At 43.7% G+C, this 26,944-nt stretch carries 24 protein-coding genes and 2 riboswitches; of the genes, 14 read left to right on the forward strand and 10 right to left on the reverse strand.

What is annotated here, in order from left to right; genetic code table 11:
* Positions 1 to 111 precede the first annotated feature (111 nt).
* From GVO60_RS12805 to GVO60_RS12830, 6 genes are all read left to right on the forward strand, one after another.
* Positions 112 to 1,647, forward strand: coding sequence for an ABC transporter substrate-binding protein (locus GVO60_RS12805; protein WP_159654612.1), 1,536 nt, complete (start codon positions 112 to 114; stop codon positions 1,645 to 1,647).
* Entirely contained in the window at positions 1,640 to 2,584 is a 945-nt protein-coding gene (locus tag GVO60_RS12810) for an ABC transporter permease (RefSeq protein WP_159654614.1), read from the forward strand. The genes GVO60_RS12805 and GVO60_RS12810 overlap by 8 nt, the downstream gene beginning before the upstream one ends.
* Entirely contained in the window at positions 2,584 to 3,366 is a 783-nt protein-coding gene (locus GVO60_RS12815; protein WP_159654839.1) for an ABC transporter permease, read from the forward strand. The genes GVO60_RS12810 and GVO60_RS12815 overlap by 1 nt, the downstream gene beginning before the upstream one ends.
* Positions 3,363 to 4,802: an ABC transporter ATP-binding protein gene (locus tag GVO60_RS12820; RefSeq protein ID WP_159654616.1), complete on the forward strand. Its 1,440-nt coding sequence runs from the start codon at positions 3,363 to 3,365 to the stop codon at positions 4,800 to 4,802. The genes GVO60_RS12815 and GVO60_RS12820 overlap by 4 nt, the downstream gene beginning before the upstream one ends.
* Positions 4,803 to 5,044: 242 nt before the next feature.
* Complete coding sequence (locus tag GVO60_RS12825) at positions 5,045 to 5,443, forward strand: DUF6232 family protein (protein ID WP_159654618.1); 399 nt, start codon at positions 5,045 to 5,047, stop codon at positions 5,441 to 5,443.
* Between the two features lie 158 nt (positions 5,444 to 5,601).
* A complete protein-coding gene (locus GVO60_RS12830; RefSeq protein ID WP_159654620.1) occupies positions 5,602 to 6,156 on the forward strand; it encodes a sugar O-acetyltransferase in 555 nt (184 codons plus the stop codon).
* A gap of 29 nt (positions 6,157 to 6,185) precedes the next feature.
* Here the strand turns inward: GVO60_RS12830 and GVO60_RS12835 are convergent, their stop codons facing one another.
* The 4 genes from GVO60_RS12835 to GVO60_RS22445 all read right to left on the reverse strand — a co-directional run bounded on the left by GVO60_RS12835 (position 6,186) and on the right by GVO60_RS22445 (position 10,658).
* Positions 6,186 to 7,667 carry an SgrR family transcriptional regulator gene (locus GVO60_RS12835; RefSeq protein WP_159654622.1) on the reverse strand — a complete coding sequence of 494 codons (1,482 nt, stop codon included), beginning with the start codon at positions 7,665 to 7,667 and terminating at the stop codon, positions 6,186 to 6,188.
* A gap of 9 nt (positions 7,668 to 7,676) precedes the next feature.
* Positions 7,677 to 8,687: a Gfo/Idh/MocA family protein gene (locus tag GVO60_RS12840; protein ID WP_159654624.1), complete on the reverse strand. Its 1,011-nt coding sequence runs from the start codon at positions 8,685 to 8,687 to the stop codon at positions 7,677 to 7,679.
* A gap of 242 nt (positions 8,688 to 8,929) precedes the next feature.
* A complete protein-coding gene (locus GVO60_RS12845) occupies positions 8,930 to 10,411 on the reverse strand; it encodes a carboxypeptidase M32 (RefSeq protein ID WP_159654626.1) in 1,482 nt (493 codons plus the stop codon).
* A 73-nt stretch (positions 10,412 to 10,484) separates the two neighbouring features.
* Entirely contained in the window at positions 10,485 to 10,658 is a 174-nt protein-coding gene (locus GVO60_RS22445) for a hypothetical protein (protein WP_167522340.1), read from the reverse strand.
* Positions 10,659 to 10,877: 219 nt separating this feature from the next.
* Between GVO60_RS22445 and GVO60_RS12850 the strand changes: the two genes are divergently transcribed.
* Positions 10,878 to 11,516, forward strand: a complete 639-nt coding sequence (locus GVO60_RS12850; RefSeq protein WP_174855889.1) for a LysE family translocator — start codon at positions 10,878 to 10,880, stop codon at positions 11,514 to 11,516.
* Between the two features lie 69 nt (positions 11,517 to 11,585).
* Here the strand turns inward: GVO60_RS12850 and GVO60_RS12855 are convergent, their stop codons facing one another.
* On the reverse strand, positions 11,586 to 12,959 hold the full coding sequence (locus GVO60_RS12855) for an alanine/glycine:cation symporter family protein (RefSeq protein WP_159654628.1): 1,374 nt from the start codon (positions 12,957 to 12,959) through the stop codon (positions 11,586 to 11,588).
* Positions 12,960 to 13,071: 112 nt separating this feature from the next.
* A riboswitch (glycine riboswitch) is annotated at positions 13,072 to 13,163 on the reverse strand.
* Between the two features lie 2 nt (positions 13,164 to 13,165).
* Positions 13,166 to 13,279: riboswitch (glycine riboswitch) on the reverse strand.
* Between the two features lie 295 nt (positions 13,280 to 13,574).
* On the opposite strand from GVO60_RS12855, the gene GVO60_RS12860 reads away from it, so the two are divergent.
* Complete coding sequence (locus GVO60_RS12860; protein ID WP_159654630.1) at positions 13,575 to 13,817, forward strand: hypothetical protein; 243 nt, start codon at positions 13,575 to 13,577, stop codon at positions 13,815 to 13,817.
* Between the two features lie 80 nt (positions 13,818 to 13,897).
* Here the strand turns inward: GVO60_RS12860 and GVO60_RS12865 are convergent, their stop codons facing one another.
* A complete protein-coding gene (locus tag GVO60_RS12865; RefSeq protein WP_159654632.1) occupies positions 13,898 to 14,236 on the reverse strand; it encodes a YggL 50S ribosome-binding family protein in 339 nt (112 codons plus the stop codon).
* Positions 14,237 to 14,488: 252 nt separating this feature from the next.
* Between GVO60_RS12865 and GVO60_RS22450 the strand changes: the two genes are divergently transcribed.
* The 4 genes from GVO60_RS22450 (at position 14,489) to GVO60_RS12880 (ending at position 19,246) form a co-directional block, all read left to right on the forward strand.
* On the forward strand, positions 14,489 to 14,647 hold the full coding sequence (locus tag GVO60_RS22450; RefSeq protein ID WP_167522341.1) for a hypothetical protein: 159 nt from the start codon (positions 14,489 to 14,491) through the stop codon (positions 14,645 to 14,647).
* Between the two features lie 18 nt (positions 14,648 to 14,665).
* Positions 14,666 to 15,400, forward strand: coding sequence for a chromosome partitioning protein ParA (locus tag GVO60_RS12870; protein WP_159654634.1), 735 nt, complete (start codon positions 14,666 to 14,668; stop codon positions 15,398 to 15,400).
* A gap of 186 nt (positions 15,401 to 15,586) precedes the next feature.
* On the forward strand, positions 15,587 to 17,347 hold the full coding sequence (locus tag GVO60_RS12875) for a putative bifunctional diguanylate cyclase/phosphodiesterase (protein WP_159654636.1): 1,761 nt from the start codon (positions 15,587 to 15,589) through the stop codon (positions 17,345 to 17,347).
* 123 nt (positions 17,348 to 17,470) lie between these two features.
* Positions 17,471 to 19,246, forward strand: a complete 1,776-nt coding sequence (locus tag GVO60_RS12880; protein ID WP_159654638.1) for a putative bifunctional diguanylate cyclase/phosphodiesterase — start codon at positions 17,471 to 17,473, stop codon at positions 19,244 to 19,246.
* Positions 19,247 to 19,315: 69 nt separating this feature from the next.
* Here GVO60_RS12880 and GVO60_RS12885 read toward each other — a convergent pair whose 3' ends face one another.
* The 4 genes from GVO60_RS12885 to GVO60_RS12900 all read right to left on the reverse strand — a co-directional run bounded on the left by GVO60_RS12885 (position 19,316) and on the right by GVO60_RS12900 (position 24,363).
* Entirely contained in the window at positions 19,316 to 20,425 is a 1,110-nt protein-coding gene (locus GVO60_RS12885) for a M20/M25/M40 family metallo-hydrolase (RefSeq protein WP_159654640.1), read from the reverse strand.
* A gap of 219 nt (positions 20,426 to 20,644) precedes the next feature.
* A complete protein-coding gene (locus GVO60_RS12890; protein ID WP_159654642.1) occupies positions 20,645 to 22,051 on the reverse strand; it encodes a YfcC family protein in 1,407 nt (468 codons plus the stop codon).
* Positions 22,052 to 22,125: 74 nt separating this feature from the next.
* Complete coding sequence (locus GVO60_RS12895; protein ID WP_159654644.1) at positions 22,126 to 23,235, reverse strand: NAD/NADP octopine/nopaline dehydrogenase family protein; 1,110 nt, start codon at positions 23,233 to 23,235, stop codon at positions 22,126 to 22,128.
* A gap of 192 nt (positions 23,236 to 23,427) precedes the next feature.
* Positions 23,428 to 24,363: a LysR family transcriptional regulator gene (locus GVO60_RS12900; RefSeq protein WP_159654646.1), complete on the reverse strand. Its 936-nt coding sequence runs from the start codon at positions 24,361 to 24,363 to the stop codon at positions 23,428 to 23,430.
* 366 nt (positions 24,364 to 24,729) lie between these two features.
* Here GVO60_RS12900 and hppD point away from each other — a divergent pair, with 366 nt between their 5' ends.
* Both hppD and GVO60_RS12910 read left to right on the forward strand, forming a co-directional pair.
* Positions 24,730 to 25,803, forward strand: coding sequence for a 4-hydroxyphenylpyruvate dioxygenase (gene hppD / locus GVO60_RS12905; protein ID WP_159654648.1), 1,074 nt, complete (start codon positions 24,730 to 24,732; stop codon positions 25,801 to 25,803).
* A complete protein-coding gene (locus tag GVO60_RS12910) occupies positions 25,796 to 26,929 on the forward strand; it encodes a homogentisate 1,2-dioxygenase (RefSeq protein ID WP_159654649.1) in 1,134 nt (377 codons plus the stop codon). Before hppD ends, GVO60_RS12910 begins: the two co-directional genes overlap by 8 nt.
* The last annotated feature ends 15 nt before the right edge of the window (positions 26,930 to 26,944 follow it).

Here is a 26,944-nt window from a genome sequence, read left to right on the forward strand (position 1 = left end):
TTTTTTAGAAGGTGGTATGTTCAATCTTTATTGAGAGTAATTATCATATTGATTGAACTAATTGTTATGTTATAACATACCTTTAATTTCATTCTCTAAGGACATCACTTGATGAAAAACAGGATTGTTGGCGTGGCAGTAGTCGCTGCTATTGCCGTATTGGCGTTTAATCAACTCAAGCCATCTTCAGAAACTCCGCCGCTTAGAATTTCAGGGCCATTCGAGTTTAGTAGCCAAGATCTTTCTAAAGATGGCTATATGTTTACTCGTATGCAGGTAGTAGAAGCGCTGGTGGCGATCAATAAGAAAGGTCAGGTAGAACCCCAATTAGCAACGCAGTGGACAGTCAGCCCTGATGACTTGACTTGGACTTTTACGCTGCGCGATGGGGTGACATTCCATGATGGTGCTCAACTGGATGCCGCTGCTGTTAAAAATGCGCTAGTTAATGCGATGAATAAACCAGGAGTTATCAAGCGTGTGCCGATCGAGTCGATAGCGGCAGAGGGAAATGAGCTTACGATTCAGCTGTCAAAGCCCTATAACCCAATGCTGACTGTGTTGGCTCATTATACCGTTGCGATTGCGTCACCAGGGAGCTATGACGAAAGTGGCGTGGCGACATCACTTGCAGGTACAGGGCCATATAAAATTGAGCAGTTGGTTCCGCCACACAAGATTCATGTCACTCGAAATGAACAATATTGGGGAGAGCCTGCCAAGATTGAAAAAGCGCATTATCTTGCTGGGCACCGTGCGGAGAGCCGTGCACTGCTCGCTCAAAGTGGGCAAGCTGATATTGTTTACACGCTTGATCCGGCAAGTATCGCGCCGTTACAACAAACCGAATCGGTAGAGATAGTACGTGAGTCCATTCCGCGCACTATCTTACTCAAGCTCAACAATGAGCACCCATATCTCAATTCTTTCCAGACGCGACAAGCCTTGAGTCTAGCGCTGGATCGCTCGGGCATTTCGCAGCAAATTATTCGTATGCCGGGCTCTGAAGCATACCAACTCTTTGCCCCCTCACTTGGTGCATGGCATATAGAAAAGCTTGCTGAAACATCGCGTGATCTGGAAAAAGCAAAACAGTTGTTAGCATCACAAGGTTGGGATGAGAACGCGCAAGGTATGTTAGAGCGTGGTGATGAAGCCTTTGTTATTAATCTAACCACTTATTCGGATAGACCTGAATTACCCGTTGTTGCCACGGCGATTCAAGCTCAGCTAAAGGAAGTTGGTATTCAGGTGGATATCTCGATTGATAACTCCAGTGCAATCCCAGCTAAACACCAAGATGGAACCATCGAGCTTGCTCTTGTTGCCAGGAATTTTGGAGCAACGGTTGATCCGCTTGCGTTACTACTCAAAGATTTTGCTGAACATAAAGGCAGTGATTGGGGCCCAACGAATTGGTCATCTACTGAGTTTAACGCTTTATTAAACAGCTTGAGTGCGACCAAAGATTCAAATAGCTACCAACAACAAGCACAAAAAGCATCTCACATCTTGGCGAAAGAGATGCCGCTGATTCCGATTACGTTCTACACCCAACTTGTCGCGGTGAATGAGAAAGTGGGTAACTTTAGTTTCGATCCGTTCGAAATTAACTACCGCATCTCAGAGATGACGTTAAATGATTAACATATTGATGAGGCGTTTACTCCAAGCGGTTTTGGTCGCTTGGAGTATCGGCACGCTGACATTTATTCTAATGAGATTGTTGCCTGGTGACTTTGCTTTTCGGATTGCAGCTGGTCGATATGGCTATGACTATGTGGATGCTGAGGCTGCAAGAGCGGTCAGTGCTGAATTAGGCTTAGACAGGGCAGGGTACGAGCTTTACTTCCAATGGCTTTGGGATCTAATGCATTTTGATTTGGGCAATTCCCTTATTAGCGGAATGCCCGTCATGACGGAGATCCAACATCAACTCGGTCACTCGTTGTTATTGGCTTTAGTTGCTTTGGTTTTGTCGGCGCTCATTGCGGTTCCTGTTGGTGTTTATTGTGGTAAGCGAGCAAATTCTACGTCGGATAAATGGGGGTTAATGACATCGGTATTTGTTCGCGCTCAACCAGTGTTCGTGATTGGCTTAGTGCTGACTATCGTATTCGCGCTGCACTTAGGCATGTTTCCCGTTGCTGGCTTTGGTACGCCTGCGCATCTGTTTTTGCCTGCATTAACCTTGGCGTTATCGTTGGCTGCTATGTCAAATCGATTGATTCGCAATGTAACTCAACAAACATTATCGACGCCTTACTTTAAATTTGCTCGCCTTAAAGGGCTGAGTTTTGATCAAGCTTTTGAGCATCACGCACATCGCCATATTGCGATACCGATCGTTACCTTTTTAGCCATTCAAACCATTGGCTTGATGGAAGGAATCATCATGATTGAGTCCCTTTTCTCATGGCCTGGTATTGGCCACGCACTCGCACACGCGATATTTGCAAGAGACATTCCGATGATCCAGGGAACGGCCTTGGTGATGGGGCTGCTGTTCGTTGCGATTAACACCTTTATCGACTTGGTGACTTATCAGCTTGATCCTCGACAACAAACGGAGGCGATGGCGTGATGGCACTAAATAAGCAAACTATTGGCGCGCTGCTTGTCGGCTTAGCGCTTTTACTCGTTGCGTTGGAAAAGCTGTTTTTCCATTCGGATTCCGCAGAGCAGAACTTGTCATTGGCATTCGCATCACCAGACTGGATTGAGCCGCTTGGCCGAGATCACTTTGGACGTAGCAACATCGCTAGATTGAGTGATGCTATTGTGACTTCACTGGTGCTTGCTTGGGTCAGTGTTGCTACTTCTGCTTCATTGGGTGTCGCAGCTGGTGTTTTAGCTGGATGGAAGCGTGGCTGGTGGGATCGCATGTGTTCATTTTTGATGAACATCATTCTTGCAATGCCAGGGCTGATCTTAGTACTGCTTTTTGCGGCTTTAGTACCCGGGTCATTCTTGATTTTATATGTCGCGATCGCTTTGATTCTATGGGTGGAGTTTTTCCGCGTTGTGCGTAATCGAACTTTGTCGCTAATTCAGTCTCCGGAAGTTGAAGCTTCCATTTTGTATGGTTTTGGTGATTGGTATGTGTTTAAACGACATATTTGGCCGCATTGCAGACAAGATGTCTTCACTTTGTGCTGCTTTGGTGCTGGAAATACCATTTTAGCGCTCGCTTCATTGGGCTTTCTTCATGTCGGGCTTAAGCCTCCGGAAGCGGAGTTGGGCTTGATGATGGTAGAGCTGTTTCGTTACTACCAAATGGCCCCTTGGGTGTTAGCACAACCGTTAGTTACTTTATTTATTCTAGTACTCGGTTTTCATTTACTGGCGAGCGGAGAAAAATCATGACGGATTTGGTTAAAGTCGAGTCGCTGACTGTTAAAAGCCGCGAGCAAGTACTGGTTGAGCCGATCAGTTTCTCAATTCAAACTCGCCGTCCGCTGACTATTTTAGGTGAAACAGGCGCTGGTAAGAGTTTGATTGCTGCTGCGCTAACGGGAACCTTACCCAAAGAGCTAATGAGCCAAGGCTCGATCTATTTAAAAGGGCAGAGGGTAAATAAAAAAGCGCTACAGCAGACGTGGGGGCGGGAGATAGCCTTACTTCCTCAAGAACCTTGGTTATCCCTAGACCCGATTATGCGTATTGAACGCCAAATTTCGGAGGTTCATACCTTAGTAAACGGCGTCACCAGCTCTGAGGCTACTTCTCAAACGGTTAGTGAACTGAGCAAGATGAACTTAGCACATGCTAAGCAAAAGTATCCGTTTCAGTTGTCGGGTGGTATGGCCCAACGAGTCGCTTATCTGTGTGCTACACAGGCGGGTGGGGAATTGTTGCTAGCGGATGAGCCAACAAAAGGACTCGATCGTAAACACTGCCAAATTGTTGCTGACTTACTCGCTTCGCACAGCAAACAAGGGGGCTTGCTTACTATCACTCATGATATTGAACTTGCTGAAAGGTTAGCGGGCGATATTATCGTAATGAAAGAAGGTATTGTTGTAGAGCGTGGTGAAGCCAAGGCTGTACTGGCAAACCCTGAATCTGACTACACACGGTCTTTGATTAATTCGAATCCTAAGTACTGGCAAAAAAGGCGATCGACGCATAGTGGATCTTCGTTACTCTCTGTAGAAAATCTGGCAATTCAGCGCAATGCTCACACCTTGTTTGAAAAGCTCTCTTTTCAGTTAAATCAAGGAGAGGTTCTTGGGTGGTGTGGTCAAAGTGGTTGCGGGAAAACAACGTTGGCTGACGCCGTTTTAGGTTTATTGAAGCCGTCTCAGGGATCAATAGAATTCCAACAGCCCATTTCGATAGGCCAAAAGCTTAAGCTCTATCAAGATCCTCCGAGTGCATTTCCATCTCACGTTACTTTGAAGAAGCTGTTAGAGGACCTACGCCAAATTCATGTTTTTGATTTGGAGCGTGTTCCACAACTTATGCGTCGTTTAAAGCTAGATTCGGGGTTACTTGAGCGAACATCTCAGCAAATTTCAGGTGGGGAGTTACAACGATTCGCTATTCTACGAGCACTACTTATTAACCCTAAGTTATTGATTGCCGATGAACCCACTTCACGGCTTGACCCAATTACATCTGCTGAAACACTCAAACTTTTGACTTCATTAGCAGCTGAAGAAGCGTGCAGTTTGATCATTATCGGCCATGACGAAATCGCATTGGAAAAACTGTGCGATCAGGTGATCAACCTTAATAATTACTCGTTAGAAAATGAGCAGAAACAAGTCGAAGAGAGGAGTTACGTCTCCGCTGTTTAGGTTTAATTGCCAACATGTTTGATAAGCAAACGTTTTCTTATTTTTGGGGTTTAAAATGTTTGAAATTCGTCACGCAATTGCTCTGGAGATATTGGCTGTATGTATGGTTATATAGCGGCAGATGGAGTTTATAAATAAAAAAGATTTTTCGACTTTTCAACAAGATAACTATGATATTTGAATCATGAGCTACGACTTGTACTCGATTTGTTTTGCCGTTTTAACTAGTACAAGGTGAAAGTATGTATAAAGAGTCAGATATCCGTGTTGAAAATCGTCAACTCTGTTTTAAACAAGACGCTTACCCTTTAGCGAAAATAAACAACATCAGAGTAAAAAAGCTGACTATGTTAGACAACCTCGGTCAGATTGCCTTTTGGGTATTTCTGTTTTCTGGAGCAGTTTGGGTAACTCTACCTGAGTTTAAACAAGAGCTCAGTTGGTTACCGATATTAGCAGTCTGCTTGACGGCAGTTGGTCTTCTGTTTGCGCTTTTTCGTTGCGCGCGTTATGCGTTGCAAGTGGAGTTTAGACACATTGATGAAACCGGCTTGCAGTGGGTTAATGTTGCTAAGTCCTACTCGCATCAGGACGGCGAATTGTTTGAACAACAAGTCGTAAGAGTAAAGAAGCTTCTGTAGTCAGAACATAAAATAGCCTCAGTTGAGGCTATTTTTTATCTTCAAATTCATTTGGTTTGGTAATTATTAAAACCGGAACCAAACCCGTTCAGATTTTCTCTTTTTAATTTTCTTTTTAGGCGTACATTATCTTTATCAATTAAATCGGGAGACTATCTATGACTGAGTTCGAGAAAATGATGTCCGGTCAGGTGTTTGATGGTGCTGATCAAGAGATTGATTCAATAAGAAATGCAGCAACCGAAACGTTACAGCAGTTGAATACATGCCTCGATGATGAGCAGAAACGGGCATTGAAAAAGCAATTGTTTGGTCATATTGGAGAGAGTTTTGTTCAGCCGCCATTCCATTGCGAATTTGGTAAAACGATCTCTATTGGTGATGAAACCTTTATCAATATGAATGTCGTGATGTTAGATGGCGCAGCGATAACTATTGGTAACCATGTCCTGATTGGCCCCAGTGTCCAGTTTTACACGGCCTCGCATTCCCTAGACTATTTAAGCCGCCGAAATTGGGAGACATATTGCTTGCCGATCACCGTCGAAGATGACGTTTGGATAGGTGGGAATAGCGTTATCAATCAAGGCGTGACGATTGGAGCGCGTTCAGTGATTGCTGCAAACTCAGTAGTGAATAGTGATGTACCGCCTGATTGCTTGTTTGGTGGCACTCCAGCGAAGCTGATTCGAAGGCTAAATAGTGATGAGTAACCAAGTCATTAACTGCTGTTACTGTCAGTTTATCGATCGGCAATCAACAATGAGTTTAGTTCGCACCAGCCGAACCCGTTAACAGTGCAGCCTTTTAAGCGGTCAGATATTTCTAACTGAAAAGGCTCGGTTTTAAGTTCTTTAATGATGCCTTTTTCTATCAACCAGGAGCGAAGTTGAGATAGCAAACTCTGCGCATTAGCGAGCACATTTTCTTTTCTAATGTTATTTAGTTCGGCGGTAATGTACGAAGTTACCTCCTCATTTAAGCCTAATTGTTCAAATGAAAAGGTAGAGAAGAATGACATCCAGCTGGAAAAAGAATCATTTTCTTCGATAACACTGCACAAGGTGTCACCGTGGATCATCGAGTAATTGCCATATTCTAGGTACAAAGCTTGACGATCATCACCGATAAGTTGTTCGAATAGCCTTCTTGATTCAGAGGTATCTTCGACATAAATCGGTCGAGTCTGTGATTCTGCGGTTGGGTTTTGCACTAACAAGAACGTTGAGTGGTGATCACTGTGCAGTGTTTTTGTGTTTTCTGGCATCTGTAAACGGACTTGGTTGTGGGCGCAAACCTTACTAGAAGCCCAATCTGGGTAAAACCAAACTTCAACCTTGTCTAAAATTGGGTTTTGGTCGCTGTATCGGGCGTAGCGACTTAAGCGCATCATATGGGTTGAAAACACGTCTAAGGAAAAGGCACCAGAGCCGACTAACTGTGTCGAAGAACTTTTAAAAATTGAAGATTCAACATTTGCTAACAAGCGGGGCAAGTGCCAGTCAGCATGATGCAAGCTGATTTCGATGGAATCTTCTGATGGGGCGTTGATGTTTTTGATATGGCGATAGCCTCCTGCCCAACGCGCATTCTGTATTACACTTGTTAAACATCGAACGGCATCTTGAGCGACTAACTTGTGACCGTGGTGAAAGTACACGTCATTGCGGATCTGAAAATACCACTCAGTTCCGCTGTTATTACTTTGCCAGTGATAAGCGAGATCGCCGACTACTTCATTATTGATAATCTTGGTCAAACGTTGGTAAATCTGGGTAATTAGGAAGCGCTCGGTTCTTCTTAGTACACGCTGAGGGTGGAGTGGCTCTAGCTCACGATGAAAGGGAATGTAGACTTCACGTTTACCACTACGATTGGTATCGCTGAGGAAAGACTGCAGTTCTTGACCTGCATCTCTTCCGCCAAAAGCCAAAAGTTTTATAAGCTCATCAACTTGACCAGATTCTGCTAAGTTGTGACAAAGTGCATAACACGCATCAATGGGTTCAACGCAGCAGGTTAGGCGTGCCTTTTTGTTTCGACCTGATTGCCCTTGCCACTGTACCCAGCCTATATCTTCCATTGTTTTAAGTAAGGTGAAGACGTAGCGCTCACTGACACACCACAGAGATGCCAACTGACTAACCTGACAACGGGATTCTTTAGGGCCGAATGTACGAAAGAGTTGTTCGTATAATTCCAGTTTGCGTTTAGCGTTTTTCATATTTTGTTTTTAATTGTTTGTGCGAGTTAAGTGGCCAAAGCCGGAAATGACCAAAGAACTCTCAATGGTGGATAAAACTTGTTCCGTGACTTGATGTAAAAGAATGTTTGATTCAGTTTTTCCATCTTTGACCAGTTCAGAGAAGTGATCAATTTCAAACTCAAATCCATTTCCACTTATTGGGGCGTGGATTCGAATACGCTGACTATTGTGCTCAATATCGATGACTTGCGGGTTCCACCATTTTTCTTGGATTGTGATGGTGATGTTTTTGCCTTTCAGTACCGCATGACGTGGCAAGTTACGATTGATTGAAGCTGATATTTCTCCTTTGACACTGCCCTCGAAGAAAAAGCGGGCATAGGTGTCGACATTGCATTGCTCAAGTTCACCAACAATCTTGCTTGCTGGCGTGGTAACAGGGACTTCCATGAACTGACACAAGTCATAGTAAAACCATAAGCTGTAAACCCCAACATCAAGTGTTGCGCCGCCAGAAAGGTCTGGGTTAAAGATGAAAATATTAGGGTCATATTCGTTTTGATTGCCAAATCCAGCCTCGATGGAGGTCAGCTGGATATGATGCTCTTTAAGGTATGACTTTAACTCAATGTAAGCGGGGAACGTGACCGTTTTCATCGCTTCCAATAATAAGACACCTTGGCGCTTTGCTAACGCTTTCATTTCTAACCAATCGTTAAGGTTCGTAAAAGCTGGCTTTTCAACCAAAACATGCTTTTGGTGAGTTAAAAATAACTTGGCCAAAGGTTTGTGATACGGGTGAACCGTTGCAATATAGACCGCTTCAACGTTGGGATCTTGTGCCATCTCCAGATAGGTATCGTAGCTGACGTGAGCACCGTATTGCTCAGTAAATTCTTGAGATCTTGCTTGGGATCTCGATGCAACGCCATACAGTTCCCCATGTTCACAATGTTGAGTCAATGCTGTCGCAAAGCGCTGTGCGATATTACCTAACCCAGCGATTCCCCAACGTATTTTTCTTGTTGTTAAGCTCATTTCTTACCCCTGAAATAACTGTTGGCAAGGATACAAAGAATAGAAGAGAGTAAATAGAGTACAAATATTCAAATCTGTTCATGGTTTTTCTTTCGCGTAGTTGATGATTTGTTTCGAGCTAAACGGAGAGCAATTGCGCAAGATAAGAATGCGCTTTGGGGTATAGAGTGGAAGGTCATGCGACGAAAAGACACCAATAAAAAAGAGCAGCCATTGAGCTGCTCTGATTATTTTGCTTGTTCTTATAAGTATCGACCTTTTAAGTGGTCTTTAAAGAACTGCGCATTGAGGGTTTCCCCTGTTGCTTGCTTGACCAGTTCATCGGTTGTTAGCAAGCTGCCTTTGCTCCAAATGTTTTCAGAGAGCCAAGTGAAGATAGGGGTTAGATCACTAGATTGAATAGCGCCATCAACATCGACAGTCAGCTTCATCGCTGCCATAAACTGCGCTGCGTACATAGCACCGAGAGTATAGGAAGGGAAGTAGCCAAATGCGCCGTCTGTCCAATGGATATCCTGCATACAACCATTTTTAAAGTTGCCTTCGGTTGATAAACCTAAGTACTGTTGCATCTTCTGATTCCACAGCTCAGGTACATCCGTATGCTTTATCTTGCCATTAATGAGGTCGCGTTCGATCTCATAACGCAAAATAACGTGGGCAGGGTAGGTCAGTTCGTCTGCATCAACACGGATGAAATCTTTCTTCACTCGAGTGTACAGCTTTTGGAAGTTTTCTTTTGAAAACAGGCCGGTGTCATTCCCAGTGAAATGAGTACCTGCTAAGCGAGAAAGGTGTGCAATGAATGCATCACTGCGGCCTACTTGCATCTCAAAAAAGAGCGATTGAGACTCGTGAATTCCCATAGAGCGCGCTTCGCCTGATGGTAATCCGGCTAATGCTTTTGGTAAGCCTTGCTCGTAACGCGCGTGGCCGGTTTCGTGAACAATCCCCATTAGTGATTGAACAAATTCATTCTCATCGTAACGTGTGGTGATGCGGACATCAGTTGGTACACCGCCGCAGAATGGGTGAACGCTTTCATCGAGTCGGCCGTGGTTGAAATCAAATTGAAGCAAATTCATCACATCCAGACCAAGCGCTTTTTGTTTCTCGGTCGAAAACTTGCCTTGTGGTTCAATGAATTGTTCGGATGACTGCTTTTCGATCACTTGATCAATGAGCTCAGGTAGCCAAGTTTTCACATCACTAAATAAAGTGTCTAGTGAAGCTGATTGCGTACCCGGCTCATAGATATCAAGCATGGCATCGTATGGAGACAGACCCGTCGCATCGGCGCGAATTTGAGCTTCTTCTTGAGATAACTTGACTACTTCTGCCCAATTTTTCTTGAAGCCGGTCCAGTCGTTTTCGCCACGTTGAGTTCGCCAAGCATGCTCACATTTCGAACCCGCAAGAGATTTAGCCTCAACCAAGGCTTCTGGGAGTACGTTAGCTTGTTGCCAGTTACGTTTTAATTCACGAAGTGTCGCGTTATCTTGCGTGGATAAAGACTCTTGCTCTGCCTCAGCAAACCATTCGGCGAGTTGAGGTTGTGTTTGTAGATTATGCATGTGAACAGAGAGTTCTGCCATGGCTTCACTGCGAGCTTGGTTTCCGCCGCTTGGCATTACTGCAGCTTGATCCCATCCGCAGATAGCACCTAAATGTGCAAAGCGAGAGATTTTTAGAGAATGTTCGGTAAGTTTTTTGAATGCGCTCATTGTTCGCCTTCCGTGACTAGGAAAAGCGAAAGTCTACCAACCATTAGCTAGTAGACCAAGCGTCGCTGTTTAATTAGCCGTTTACGATATGTAAATCAGTATGTTCCGTTTCATGAGCGAGCAGTTTTACCGGCCAGCCATAGCTTTTGTACTCTTTGACAAGTGCTTTTGCCACGTCTCCGCTGACATGAACTTCCGTCCAATTACCAATCCCCATGACTTGATAGCTAAGCTTTACAATATCCATAGACTTCCCCGAAATAGCGTGTTTAATGTACGATTATTATTATGAGTTGAATATTAATAAATCATTTACGGTTTGTCATTCTCTAAATTTGCGCAATGAAATAAATGTGATCTTCCTTGTTGAGGCAGGCAATTCACGGCTCTATGGCTAGTTTTAATTGAATGAGGTTGTAAAGTGTGATTAAACGTTAACTATATTTTGCGATTTTCAATGGAACTGATTTTGATCGATAACTTTGAAGCATTTTTAATTGCTATCACTATTTTGACGCTGACCCCAGGGCTTGATACCGCGCTTGTGATTCGTAACTCCTCGAGAGGTGGCTTTTCTGATGGTGCAACGACGAGCCTCGGAATTTGTTTAGGTTTGTTTGTGCATGCCACGTTTTCTGCGATTGGTATTTCTGCCATTCTGGCTCAATCTGCAGAACTCTTTAATGCCGTTAAGATGATTGGCGCTGCCTATCTTATCTATTTAGGCTTGAGCAGCTTAAAGGGATTGATGAGCTCTCATGCTCAATCTTTGGGGAACGAATCGGCGAGTCAAGCGGTGGGTAGGCGTAAAACACAATCGTTACGAGAAGGTTTTTTGTCTAATGTTCTAAACCCTAAAACGGCGGTATTTTACTTGGCATTCTTGCCTCAGTTTATTAATCCTGAAAGCTCCGCTTTTTTACAATCACTTTTGATGGCGTCCGTTCATTTCTTGATTGCTATGGTTTGGCAATGTGGCTTGGCTGGTGCGCTAACCAAAGCTAAGAGTTTGCTTCAAAGCCCACGTTTTATGCATTGGATGGAAGCGACAACTGGCGTGGTACTCGTTGGTCTTGGTGTTAAGTTGATGCTAGAAGATCGATAGCAAAAATCTATAAATAAAAACAGCGACCTATATGGTCGCTGTTTTTATTTACGAGGAATAGAACACGAATTAGTTTTGAGGTTGTGCTGTTTTCATCGAATTGAATTGAGTAGCAAAGTAAAGTTTGGTCTCTTCAAGAACCACGTGGCGCAGCATGATCAAGCCGATCAGGTTTGGAATTGCCATTAAGCCATTAACGATATCAGCGATAATCCAAATCATATCTAAGTGTAAGAAAGCGCCTGAAGCAACCAGTGCAACGAAGATAAATTTGTATGGCAGCACCGCTTTTGTACCAAACAGAAATACGACACAGCGCTCACCGTAGTAGTTCCAACCTAATATTGTCGTAAAGGCAAAGAAGATCAAACCGATAGAGACAAGCATTGGGCCGAACGTATCTGCATTTAGGCCTACTGCAAAGGCGTGCGTGGTCATTGCAGCACCTGCAAAGTCACTTTGCCATGCACCAGTAAGGATCAGCGCAAGACCGGTCATAGTACAAATGATAATGGTGTCGAAGAAGGTACCCGTCATTGAAATCAAACCTTGCTTAACACAAGAGTCTGTTTTCGCTGCCGCCGCCGCCATCGGTGCACTACCTAGACCAGATTCATTTGAGAACACACCGCGAGCGATACCAGATTGGATTGCTAACATAATGCTCGCACCTAAGAAACCACCAGTGGCTGCGCTTGATGTAAAGGCTGAAACAATCACAAGTTCAATCGCATCGAGTAGTTTATCTGCGTTCATAATGATGACGCTTAAACATGCCAATACGTAAAACAGTGCCATAGTTGGAACGACTTTACCTGCTACTTTAGCGATGGATTGAATACCGCCAAGCGTGACAAAAGCAACCAGAAGGGTAAGTACGCTTGCAGAGATTTCACGAGAAACACCAAATGAGATTTCAGTTGCATCGAGAATGGCATTAACTTGAGGGAAAGTACCAATACCAAAACAAGCCACACCCAGAGCAAACACTGCAAACATGATCGCCAGCGCTTTTGAACCGACACCATATTGCAGGTAGTACATCGGGCCACCAACCATTTGGCCTTTGTCATCAACCTTACGGTATTTCACCGCTAGAAGACATTCAGCATACTTGGTCGCCATACCAAATAACGCTGCCAGCCACATCCAGAATAGCGCGCCTGGGCCACCTAACTTAATTGCGGTTGCAACACCAACGATATTACCCGTACCAATGGTTGCCGATAGGGCAGTACATAAAGCGGCGAAGCTTGAAACATCGCCTTGTTTTTTAGAGTCATCTTTACTAAACACCATTTTAAGTGCAGTCGGAAGGTGTCGAAACTGGATTAAGCCAAGGCTAAAAGTGAAGTAAACACCTGTACCCACGAGCAAAATTAAAAGTGGTGGACCCCAGACAAAATTGTCGATGGTCTTAAGTAAAGATTGTAGGTTATCCATGATTTCCCCTTAAGTGATAATGCTTATTTAAGGAGAAGAGAGAAAAGCAGAGATCAAAGATCTCAAATAGCAATCAAGACAGGAAGTCTATCGCTGGTTAGTACTTTCCACTCCTCTGTCCTTTTGCCTGAGAGTTTCACTTAACCTAAAAACTCGGGTTAAGCTTGCTCCTTCGGCGACCGATTTAACGGTTCTCTCCAGAGGTTCCTCCAACTACAGTCCCTGCTACCTAGGTAGCACCTGAAATAGTTAATTCTTCGGCGGGTTACACTAACCAAATGTTAAATTTTGGTTATTAACCTCTCTCCTGCAGTCTTCATCGGAACAATTACTCAATCGAATGAGTAAAAGATGGTCAATAGTTCTGTTTTATTGACGAGTGAACTTTATCATAAAATTTAGGTAATTCAATCGCGATTTTGATGAAATATAACAACAATAAAATAAGAGTCTATATGACTCGGCAGTGTGATTTTTGATTGATATTGTTCGTGTCATTATGACATGGTATGGCGAGGTGTTTCTTTTTATTGTGTTGATTTTATAGGGTTTATTAGGTTGGTATGAAAGGTGCTATATAAACAAAAAAGACAACAATAACTAAGTGAGGTCCTTATGCCAGCTCAACAAAACGACAATATTTTTCTTCGATTACTGAAATTTTCTAACGTGGCATTAGTGGTAACGTTCTGCGCAATGGTCGTTAGCGTTTTGATTTCTTATCCTTATGCAGACCTATTTAGTCTACCAACCCAGATCTTTGCACACATCAGCACTATTGTAATAGCCGCATTTTTGAAAGTCAGTTACGTGACTCGTTGCTTGGCACAATATAATCTTGGGCTAGAAGTCCGCTAGAAAGTCGTTTGGCATGTTTACCATTGTTTAATCAAAAAAATAGCGCCAATCGGCGCTATTTTTCGAAACAACTTACTGGGTTAGAAGTAGTTTGCATCTAGCAGTTCGCTAGTTTCTACAGATGTGATATCTGCGCGAGCTTCTAACCATGCAATTACTTGAGCTTTTTGCTCTTCTGTTGCATTTACATAGCGTTTTTGTGCGCATAGGAAGCCTTCAAATACTTCAAGACCACCACCGCCAAAACATAGGCCTAGGCTGTCGATGTAGTCGATGAATTCGTCTACAAATGCATCGTAGTTATCAAAGTCTTTGATGGTTGTTTCGCAGCTAAGCTCAAAGCCAAGCATTGCGAATTCACCCAAGTAGAGCTTTTTCATGATACGACGTTTTTTGTTATCCAATTTAAATGGTTTCATTGTATAGCCTCGGTTAGTTTTACTGGCCCTTTATACCTTGTTTCTATGTATCTACCAAACATTATTCGGCGAAATTTATAAGGCTCTGTGCTTTGCTGATTACAGAGTAGCCATTCGATTTTCATTCAATCAAATATTAGACTTATTAATGAAGAAAACTACCTCACTCTGACCATTTAGAGCAATTTAATGGTATAAATGAAAGAGTTAACGTTTAGAAATTTTGAAGTGTAGTTTCGCTAAGGAGAGCGTATGACTCGATTGCTTGCAATTGCGTTTTTGATAGCATTAGCATTTGTCCTAATTCGTTATCGCACCAGTGAAAAGCTACAGAAGTACGTTGTCGTCACTTTATTGTCCAGCTTTTTCATTTATACCGCCATTTTGATGGTAACAGAGTTGATCCGCTAATCGGTTAGGAGCGAGCAAGTGAATAAGCAAACTGAGATTGAAGAGAATGAAGACGTTGTCGTGATTGAAGAGCGCGATAGACGAAGCTATCTCTATATTGCTATTGCAGGTGTACTTGGCTTAGCTGTGGGTGGTTTGATTGGTTCGTCGTTGACGGCAAGTAAGTGGGAATCGGCGTACCAAGACATGGAGCAGAACTATCAATCTCTGGTTGAGGACAAGCAACAGCTGGTTCAGCAGGTTGAAGTTCGAGTGGCCAATGTAGACTCTGAAGTCGAAGATAAATTACGCAAGGCGTTAGAGGTTCAAACCGAAGAAAATCAGCAAGCGCTGGAAGCTCTTCAGTCTCAAGTTGCGGAGCTTGAGAAGGTCAACCTCTCTTTAGAAGAGCAAGTGAACAAACAGAAGCAAACCTTGGCAGAGGCAAATAAAGCCAACTCTCAACTCAATAGACAAGCGGACATGCAAGCTACAATGTTTGAGCGCTCTCGTGAATTGTTCCAACAAGAATTGAAAGTCAAAATGGAATTAGAATCGTTGGAAAAAGAGCGCGAGTCTTTACTACCAAAGATTGATGCACTGAAAGTCGATTGTGATGCTTATCTGGAAGGTACGTCATGGGATGCCAAGTCTGATTCTTGTGATAAGCAAGACGAAGCCAATTCCCGTTTAAGTCAGGTGAATCAGATGATTAAAGTTCACCAAATGGACTTGAAACAAATGAAAGAGCTATCTGAACAGCTCGGACTTTAGATATGTGAGTGAATCACATTTGATTTATGCGATTCACTTCTGACTTATATGAACTAGTCTTAATAATTGTGTCATTTTTATCGGCAAGGCTTATTAAAAGCTTCTATAGTTAATCGATGTTAATTCATTCTTTAATTTGAACTTTTTGCTGATATTCCGTTCGCAGAGTTGAGACGAGTTCTAAGGTTGGATGTGCTAGACGAAACCGTACCTAAATCAGTGAAGCGAGTCGTGCAGCTACTATACGTACTTGCAGTGATATTGATTACCCATACATTGCTAACAGAGCATGAAGTGTGGAAAGAAGTCTATATTCTTTTTCCAATATGTATGGCGGCTGCTCTATTCATCCCTTCATATAAATTGAAATGGGCCAGCGCAGCTCTTTCTATCGCAGTTATCTTTATAGGTGGATTAGTTGAGCCATTAGAGCTTGACGCCATCGAAGAGAGTTTCATTCTTCTACCTCTATGCTACATCATCATTTTTCCTGGAACCATCTTTCCCATTGTTGTCGCTGTCCTTTTAATTCTCAGCTATCTCTATAACTTACCAGCAGAGGAGTTTGAGGAGTTTGTAGAAGATGCGATTGAAGTCTTTGCTATTACAGTTTTAGCGACCATCATGACCTACTACTACGCGAAAGCGAAACAGCAGGCGCTTGCCTATAGAACTAATAGCTTCACCGACTTTTTAACTAAATTGCCAAACCTTGATGCTTTTTATGCTGACATTAGTGACGTCACTGTTGAGAATGCTTCGGAGTATGGCGTGGTCCAGATTGGACTGATTAACTTTAAAAGTGTTAACGATAGGCTCGGTTATCGAAATGGTGATGAGTTACTACAGGTTTTTTCTAAGCATATTCAAACCAAGGTTCCTGAATTTGCGAAATTTTATCGCTTAGGTGGTGATGAATTTGTTTTCCTTGTTGTTTCTGACGACCTTAAGGCTAAACTTGATGAGTTAGTAAGTGTTTTAAAAAGGCATCATGCTGATCTGTATGTGGTAGGAGACACATCACATCGTCTTTCCTACAGTCTTGGTGTCGCAATAGCAAGTGATGCGGGTGCCAACATTGCGCTATGGGGCAAAAATGCGGATCTTGCACTCTTCACTGCTCGTCAGAGTGAGGCAGGAACCGCTTGTTGGTACGATGATAGTTTAATTGATGAAACTGTTCGGCTTCACCAAATAGAGGCTGAGCTGCAAAATGCATTAGACACCGATTGTTTTATATTGCACTTTCAGCCTAAAGTCTCCATTGATCAGCGCCAGATCGTTGGAGCTGAGGCACTTGTGAGGTGGATTCATCCTCAGTTAGGTATGGTTTCGCCAGCGGAGTTCATCCCTGTTGCTGAACGAACAGGTAAGATTGTTCCATTAGGACGGTGGGTCGCTCAAGAGGCGTGTCGTCAGGCCAAAGTGTGGCATGAGCAGGGTATATCTATTGTGATGTCTATAAACGTATCTAATGTACAGTTTGCTCATGATGACGTGCATGCATTTGTATCTGAAGCGCTAGACGAAAACCAACTCCCGCCGCATTTGCTGCAAATTGAAATTACTGAATCCACTTTAATGCAGCAGCCTGAATATGTTGTTTCAGCTTGTGAGCAGCTTCAAGCCCTTGGTGTCTCAATCGCAATCGATGATTTCGGCGTGGAGTATTCTTCACTCAACTATCTAAAACAACTGCCTATTGATGTGCTCAAAATTGATAAATCATTTGTTGATGATTGTGTGACGGTACATACCGATCACATGTTGGTAAGAACGATTATTCAGATGGGGCACAACCTCAATAAACGAGTCATTGCGGAAGGGGTTGAGGACGAATCTCAATTGGCGTTACTCGAAAGTGAAGGATGCCATGAGATTCAAGGTTACCTGTTTTCGAGACCGCTACCCGCGGATGAATTTAAGGCTCTAATCGATTCAAATTAGCAGAGAGTTTATCTCGATGTAGTACTTTTTTAGTAGACTTCGCGCATCTATATCATTATGGACTAAGGTTTATATAGAACTTGCTTCAAAGTATGTCCGATCAATAATGAGTTAGGGATGGTTATGCGCCTAAACCAACTATCAGATGGTCTGCAGGTTATGGGTTACCTAGCGTACTTGTGCTCGGTTGGTTGGGTGACTTACACATTAACCACGGTGCCACATACCTGGAATCACTTTTTTTACCTGTTTCCGATCATGATGTTTGTTGCTCTCTACGCTAGAGAGATATCAATTAAGCATTTCTTCGCATTTTCTTCATTGGCGCTATTTGTTATTGGAGGGCTTATCCAGCCTTTTGAATTGAAGAATATTGAAAGCTGTCTCTTATTGCTGCCCCTTTGTTATATCGTGCTATTTCCTGGAACACTATGGCCAGTTGCTGTCGGTGCAGCGTTGATCAATAGCTATTTGTACCAGTTAAATGTGGAGGATTTTGAGGCATTTGTTGACGTATCGATTGAAATTACTGCCATGACGCTCTTTGTCACCTTAATGGTCTATTTCTACGTAAAAACCAGTCAACAGGCGGCCAAATTTCATAAAGAAAGCCTCATGGATTACCTTACGAAGCTGCCCAATGCCAATGCCTACCACGAAGAAACTAAGAAGGTGAACAAATCCAATATGGTGAACTTTGGTTTAATTCATGTTGGTCTAGAGGGATTTAAAAATGTTAACGATAGACTAGGGTATCGACACGGTGATGAGCTGCTGATTGCTTTTTCTCGCCATTTGAGAGACCTGATTGGGGATAGCGGCGAAGTCTTTCGTTTTGGTGGTGATGAATTCGTTGTCTTAGTTGAGAGTAAAACGTTAGAAAACACACTTGAAAATCTAGTTAATGAGTTGGCTAAGCATCAAAAAATGATGTTCAGCATTGATAATACCTCTCACCGATTAGAGTACTGCGTCGGGGTGGCAATGGCACTGGATGCCAAAGGGAATCGCGAACTTTGGGCCAAAAATGCTGACTTTGCTCTCTACAAAGCTCGAACAAATGGGGCTGGCAGTGTGTGTTGGTTTAACGATGAGTTGCTAGAGGAGACGATTCGTCAACATCAGATTGAAACAGAAATCCGCGATGCATTAAGTAGTAATCAGTTTGTGCTTCAATATCAGCCCAAAGTGTCTATTGATGGGGCTCATATTCTGGGTGCGGAAGCTCTTGTACGTTGGTTGCATCCTCATTTAGGAGCCGTGTCTCCAGCAGAATTCATCCCTGTGGCAGAGAAAACAACACAAATAGTGCCCTTAGGTAAATGGATCATCTATCAAGCTTGTCGTCAGGCTAAAGAGTTGCACGAGCAAGGCTTGGAGGTGTGTATTGCTGTTAATGTTTCTACTGTTCAATTCGCTCACGCGGACCTTTTTGATGTGGTTTGTAAGGCATTAAAACAAACGGAGTTACCTTCCCACTTATTGCAAATAGAGATTACGGAATCCACGCTGATGAGTGACCCAGAGCATATCACTGATATTTGCCGGCAGTTACGAGCCATTGGTGTCACGATAGCCATTGATGATTTTGGTGTTGAATATTCGTGTTTGAAGTATCTAAAACAGCTACCAATTGATGTGTTAAAGATTGATAAATGTTTCGTTGATGAGTGTTCGTTTAGTCATTCGGATCGGGTGTTAGTCAATACTATGGTGCAAATGGGGCACAGCTTGGGCATCAAAGTGGTTGCTGAGGGGGTTGAGTCAGAAGACCAACTTGGTGTTTTACAAGAGTTAGGTTGTGATCAATACCAAGGGTATCTGTTTTCTCAGCCTCTTTCCTATGAAGAGTTTTCTTCCATGCTACTGCAAGAGAGCATAGAGGCGAGTTCTGCTTAAAACTAAGCCGCGCAAAAATAGTTGAGCGGCTTAGGTATTCGATTATAACAGTGGGGATGATTGACGAGTTTAAGCGTTGGTTAAGTAGTGCTTAACAAACTCGGTAATTTTAACCATGTCATCAATGGCGATGAACTCTTCCGTTGTATGTACTTTTGCCATACCAGTTGAGACATTAACCGTAGTAAGGCCTTTCGCATTGAAGTTATTTGCGTCACTACCGCCACCAGTCCCTTTTGTAAAAGGTTCAGCGCCTATCGCTTCGAATGAGGCTTTAACAGCATTAATGTGTGGGTGATCATCTGCGACAACGAATGCGTTGTAAGCACGAGTTGACTCGATCTCTACTTCAGCACCGTGCTTTTTCGCTACCGTTTCAAAAGTTGAGATCATATGTTCAACTTGATTATCTAGTTTAGCCGCATTCAATGAACGTGCTTCGGCAACGATCTTTAGTTCAGGCATGACAATGTTGGTCGCATTACCACCTTCTACAATACCGATGTTCGCCGTTGTTTCGTCATCAATACGTAGTAGCTTCATCTGGTTGATTGCATCCGCCGCGACTTGAATTGCACTGATGCCTTGTTCTGGCGCTAGGCCTGCGTGTGCTGGTCGGCCTTTGATATCGACAACAATTTTTTGCTGGCCAGGTGCTGCATTTACGATCGTACCAATAGGACCGCCAGTATCAAGGACGATAGCTTTGTCCGAAGTGATGTTGCTCATGTCGAAGTATTCAGAGCCGAATAAGCCACCTTCTTCATGCACAGTGAACGCGATCTCGATGGTCTTGTGTTCTAGGTTTTCAGCTTGGATACAGCGTACTGCTTCCATAATTGCAGCAATACCCGATTTGTCATCACCACCAAGGATGGTATTGCCTTTCGAGCGAATAATACCGTCTTCGATGATTGGCTCAATGCCGATACCCGGTGTTACGGTATCCATATGGCAGCTTAAAACGATGCTGTCTTCTAACTTACCCTCTAAGCGAGCGTAAACGTTGAAACCGTTAGAAACCTCTTCTGGAACGGGCAGTTTTTTTACGCTAAAGCCTAGCTCACCAAGTTGTTCTGATAGAGCTTCAGCAATCTGTTTTTCATTGCGAGATTCGCTATCAATTTTGACCAGTTGAATAAAGTGCTCAACAAGACGGTCACGGTTAATTAGAGTCATTGTAAAACCTCAATTGGGAACAGAGGCGGTTACCTTATCGCTGTTTCTCTTTCTTAAGACTGCGTTAAATCAATCTATCAGCAACTCTATATGCAATTTTGTCACTATTCATGAATGAACAAATAAACAAAGTTCACCTCGTATGGGGATAGCCAACCCCGAGATGAACTTTACTCTATAGCTAACTGACTTTGATGTTGGGTGTATGCTTCAGTCTAGTTAGCCGATTACAACGCCAATACTTAGCAGAATCATCACCATGGTACAAAGCACGACAAGCAGTGGACCGATGAATTTTAGCCAAGATGAGTAAGCGACTCGTCCGATGGCTAGGCCGCCCATCACCACGCCAGAAGTCGGGGTAACAAGATTTGGTAAACCTGAAGCTGATTGATAGGCAGTCACCACTAATTCGCGACCCACGCCAGCAAAATCAGCGAGTGGGGCAAGCACGGGCATTGAAAGTACTGCTAGACCTGAAGACGAAGGAACCACCAAACACATCACGGCTTCAACCCAGTAAATGGCGTTAATAAAGGCGATTTCGTTTAGCCCACCTAGTAAGCCTTCCGCGTAGTGCAAGATGGTGTGAGTAATGTTGCCATTGTCCATCACAACCACAAGACCGCGAGCAATAGCGATGATCAATGCCACACCAAGTAGATCGCGAGCGCCGTTTACGAAACTGTCGGTAATTTCAACTTCTGACATTCGAGCCACAAAACCAACAAGAATGCTTGAGCCAAGGAATAAAGCAGAGAGTTCAGCCATCCACCAACCTGCAATAGAGACTCCCCACATCATCACAGCAAAGGTTAAACCGAAGATAGCTAACACAGCTTTACGGGTATTGTTCAGTTCTGGTGTTTCTTGCTTTTTGCTATGAAGGAAATACTCTAAATTCGATTCTTTCTGATGAGCAACGATTGAAAGCTCTGGGTTGTTTTTGACTTTTTCAGCGTAACGCATGACGTAGACGACACAAACGATCCAACCAAGAACGAGGATGACGGCGCGAAGGGCGAAACCTTCCATAAAATTGATTTCAGCGGCGTTAGATGCAATAACCGTCGCAAAAGGGTTAATGGTAGAGCCCAAACAGCCTATCCCTGCGCCAACCATAATGATGGCAACACCAACGATACTGTCATAGCCTGCAGCGATCATGACGGGAATCAATAGGGCATAAAATGGGATGGTTTCTTCTGCCATACCATAAACCGTACCGCCCAATGCGAATAAACCCATTAGAATCGGGATCATCCATTTTTCTCGGCCTGCTAGGCGCTTCATGGTACCTGCTATGCCGGCATCAATTGCGCCAGTCTGGGTTACTACAGCCAAAAAGCCACCAATGACTAATACAAACAGGGCGACGTCAACAGCGCGTGCCACGTAGCTACCTGGGTCATAAAAGCCTTGAATCGGTGCCATCAAAATATCAACGATACCTTGAGGGTTTGAATCAACGGTTTGATATGTGCCCACCATCGGCACCATGCGTCCCAATGTTTCGTTGGTTTCCATCTGATACTGACCGGCTGGGATAACCCAAGTTAAAATAGCCATGAGTACGGTCAGGATCATCAAAATTGTGTAGGCAGAAGGGAATTTAAACTTTGTCATTGCGATGTCCTTTTGTTCCTTATGGGGCCGAAGCCCCATTGATTCGGATTTAGCCTAAAGGCCGTTCCTTCACGTTAATTAACGAATTCCATGATTTGTTGGGCTGACATATCGCCAAGTCCCATTTGTTTTAATGTTCTTCCGGATTCGAAATAGTTAGTCTCGTTGTAGGCGTTGTCGATGTGCAGGCATGACGTCACCATAGGCGTATCAATACCGACCAACTTACCAAGTTCGTAACAAGGGACGAGTAGGTAAGCAGCATCTTCGGTGATATATCTATTGCTGGCTGAGTTAGGTGCACTGTTGAGTTTGCCGTGGGTTTCTGACGTGCGGTTAACCTCATATACGCTTTCACACTTCATATCGTAAAGGGCGTTCATCGCTTGCAGTTCAGGTAATAAGTCTAACCCTAGTGCTTTACCTATTGATTGGCGTTCCGACTCCATAACAGCCGCGGCTTTTGCTGTGGAAACAGAGCAGCAATCCTTGTAGTAATTGAACTGACCATCAAAGTTTTCAAGTAAACCGATATTGAGTGTCGTCAGTAGTGGGTGTCCGCCAAAGTTGATGTTTTCCAATCCGGCTTCAATAACATTATTCAATGGAGTTAAAGGTAAAGGCATCACGGCTTGTAAGGCTGCAATAGCCTTTTCAGTGCGGTGCGCAGGATAAGCCGCGACAGGAAGGTATTTTTTCATCCCTAAAATCGCGATCTCCGCTGGCCCAACAATTCGGGTAGCCCAAGGAATGGAAATTGCGTCTACAAAAGTAATATCTAAATGGGCAAACCCTTGTTCATTTTTAATTCGGTTTAGCACGAGTGAGCCATAGTTACCCGGCATCAGCATGATAATTTGACCATCGCGCAAATGAGGCAGCATTTGCGTGAAAAGGGGTTCTTGTGCAAATGACGGCACCGGTAAGACGAGTAAGTCAGCATATGCGACTGTCTCTGCTAGATCGCGACTGATCTTGTCACACGCTTGGAAGCCACTGTAAGTCAATTCAACATCGTTAAATCTATCAAGTGCACAGATCCCACCTCGTTGTTCGATGTCTGCCAGAGGATGATCAAAACCAGGCGAGCCATACAGACAGACATCCGCACCTTGCAAAGTAAAATGATAGGCCGCTGTTAATCCAGCATTACCGGAGCCAATCACAGAGACGCGCGTATTCATAATTTCTTCCTTATAGATTTTTGTTTTTCTGATTGAGATGTTAAGGAAGAAGACATCTTTCTCGCCAATGACGAAGCTGGAGACTAGTATGCAAAAAAGGAATGCTTACTGGTTGTTATCTTTTTAATCTACTGATTTTTAAGGTTTAAAATTCAATTTCCACATTCGACCAATCTCACTTTAACTGTGAGCTTACTCCGAATCATATTCACCAAGGTCGCGCATCGGCCCGATTTTTAATTGGATATCCATTGAATCGGCTTGTAGAAGAAATTGCTCTATGAACTGTTCTGCATTTCGGTGGATGGGTTTTAATGCCGGATAGAGAATATCGAACTCGAAAGGGAGGCCGAACACCAGCGGTTTCATGACAACCTTAGGGTGCTCACTTTCCATGTAAGCTGTAAATGGGTCAGTGATTGCGATACCAACCCCTTCTCGAACTAAGGTCGCGGCAGTGCTTGCTAGTGAAACTTCGATTTGCTCAATCGTCGAGAGATCATAACGGCGCAGTAGGGCGTCAATTCTTCTCTGAGTGATATCCTTTTCGTGGCGGATAAGGACCTGGCCTGCGATATCGTAGATGTCTATGACTGAACGTTTGGCTAGTGGAGAATCCGATGGGATAAGGCAGACGCACTCGCACTCTACTTTTTGCGCTTTTACTCCCGCGAGATGTTCATCGATAAACGCGAAGCCAATGTCTGTCGTCTGACTTTGCACCCGTTGAATCACTTCTTCAGAGCGATATGTTTTAAACCCGACTTTGACTTTAGGTGCTTGTTTTAGAAACACCGCTAAAATTCTAGGCAAAAAGGCATTAGATAAGAGGGGCATAGCCGCGATATTCAACGTGCCAAAGTGTCGAGAGCGGATCGAGTGTGCAGCGTGGTCAAGGCTAGAAACTGCATCAAAAACTTTGGCGACTTCAATATAAAAGGCTTCACCTTCGTTGCTGAGTTCTAAGCGATTTCGTTTACGAATAAAAAGCTGAAAGCCAATTCGTTGCTCTAAACTGGCTAGCAATCGACTGACTGCAGATTGACTTAGTGATAAACGTTCGGCTGCCGCGGTGACGGTCTGACATTCGACGATAGCTTTGAATGCATTGAGTTGGGTTAACTTCATAACATGCGGTTCTAGTGGTAAGTGCTGGAGACGTTACCAGAAGGCGAATTGGAATACCTTGAACTGCTATTGATAATCATCAGTTAAATCAGAATTCAATATGAGGCTTATGTTGATGATTATAATCTGTTTAAAACGGCTCTAAACCCAGTTGTGTACTCAGATGATAACTTATGTAAATAAAATGTTACTCATTTTTCTTTTGTTAACTTGTTGTTTTTAAGTGCTAATTTATAAGTGTAAACACATGCTTTACACTATTTGTTATTAAGATGTTCTTTTTTGAACTTGTGTGTCGAGGTTCCTTTTCTCGCGTGAATCAGCAAATCTAAGGATAGACACGCTGAAACAGAAGAGGGAACCAGAATGAACGAAGCGTTTAACCCATTGGGCACTGATGGATTTGAATTTGTTGAGTATACAGCAGCAGATGAAAAAGGAATTCAAGCTCTGAAAGAGCTTTTCAATTCGTTAGGATTTGCAGAAGTTGCAAAACACCGTTCAAAGGATGCATGGTTGTATCGTCAAGGTGACATCAGCTTTATTGTTAATGCACAGCCACACAGCCAAGCAGAAGAGTTTGCAAGAGTGCATGGCCCATCGGTGTGTGGCATGGCTTTTCGCGTAAAAGATGCGTCGGTAGCGCTGTCTCATGCGCTTGAGAACGGTGCGGAAGAGTATGTGACACAAATTGGCCCAATGGAGCTGAGCATTCCTGCCATTTTGGGTATTGGTGAGAGCCTGCTGTACTTTGTCGATCGCTACGGTAAGCAAAGTATCTACGATGTAGATTTCAAGTTCTACTCAGACGCAGAAGAGCGCTTGGCGAAAATGGATGTGGGCATGTACGAAATTGACCACCTTACGCACAACGTTAAACAAGGCAATATGGATGTTTGGTCTGGTTTTTATGAGCGTATTGGTAATTTCCGAGAGATCCGCTATTTCGATATTGAAGGTAAATTGACCGGCCTTGTGAGCCGAGCAATGACGGCACCTTGTGGCAAGATCCGAATTCCAATCAATGAATCTTCTGATGATAAATCTCAAATCGAAGAGTTTATCCGCGAGTACAACGGTGAAGGCATTCAACACATCGCATTGACGACCGATGATATCTACCAAACCGTACAAACGCTGCGCGACCGTGGCATGGACTTTATGCCAACGCCAGAGACTTACTATGAAAAAGTAGATAGCCGAGTCGAAGGGCACTCTGAGGATGTGAGTCAACTGCGCGATCTTCAGATCTTGATTGATGGTGCGCCGATGAAAGATGGCATTTTGCTGCAGATCTTCACTCAAACGGTTATCGGGCCCGTGTTCTTTGAAATTATCCAACGTAAAGGTAATGAGGGCTTTGGTGAGGGTAATTTTAAAGCTCTGTTTGAATCGATTGAAGAAGACCAAATTCGCCGTGGAGTACTAAACGATGCATAAATGGATCACATTCCCTCACCGGGAGGGAGTGTGCTCCAAGCAAGCACATGCAGACTTTCCGGAAGAGGCTATCTATGAACGTGAAGCAGGCCGAAGTGGCTTCTTTGGTCCTGCTGCACATTTCCACCATCAGCACGCTCCGACAGGCTGGAGCGAATGGGAAGGAGAGTTACGCCCACGTGCTTTTAATTTCAACTTAGTCGACAAAGCGAGTCAGATTTCCCCTTGGGCAGTACCGCATCTGTTGCACAATGCGCAGTGTAAAATTCGTATCTGGCGCATGGATGAAAAAATGGAGTTTCTGGTTCGCAATGCGGATGGAGACGAGCTGCTGTTTATCCACCAAGGTAAAGCTGATCTATACAGTGATTATGGTCATCTAGAAGTGAGTGAAGGGGATTATGTCGTGATCCCACGCTCGACGAACTGGCGCCTAGAGCCTTCTGAGCCAATGTTCATTTTGATGGTAGAAAACACCGACGCTGCGTACACCCTGCCAGACAAAGGTATGGTCGGGAATCACGCAGTATTTGATCCTGCAGTTATGGAAGTTCCATCCATCAATGACAAATTTAAGGCTCAGTACTCAGAGCAACAAACGCAAGTTCAAATTAAGCGCCATGAGCAAGTTAGTGTGGTGACTTATCCATTTAACCCACTTGATGCGATTGGGTGGCATGGTGATTTGGCAGTGGTTAAGGTCAATTGGCGCGATATTCGCCCGCTGATGTCTCATCGTTATCACCTACCGCCATCTGCTCACACAACCTTTGTTGGTGGTGGGTTCGTCATATGTACTTTTGTTCCTCGCCCAATAGAGAGTGATCCTGGCGCGTTGAAAGTCCCGTTTTATCACAACAATGATGATTACGATGAGGTGCTTTTCTACCACGCAGGGGATTTCTTCAGTCGTGACAACATAGAAGCGGGCATGGTGACTTTCCATCCGGCTGGCTTTACTCATGGACCGCACCCTAAAGCATTCCAAGTTGGTCAAGAGTATAAGAAGAAATTCACGGATGAAGTCGCGGTGATGATAGATACCCGCCATGCACTTAACTTTGGTGATGAAGCACTCGCAGTTGAGAACAAAGAATACGTATATAGCTGGAAAGTAGACAAATAATAAAAGGGACAGATT

Origin of the sequence: Vibrio atypicus, assembly GCF_009811315.1 — a bacterium.
GTDB lineage: Bacteria > Pseudomonadota > Gammaproteobacteria > Enterobacterales > Vibrionaceae > Vibrio > Vibrio atypicus.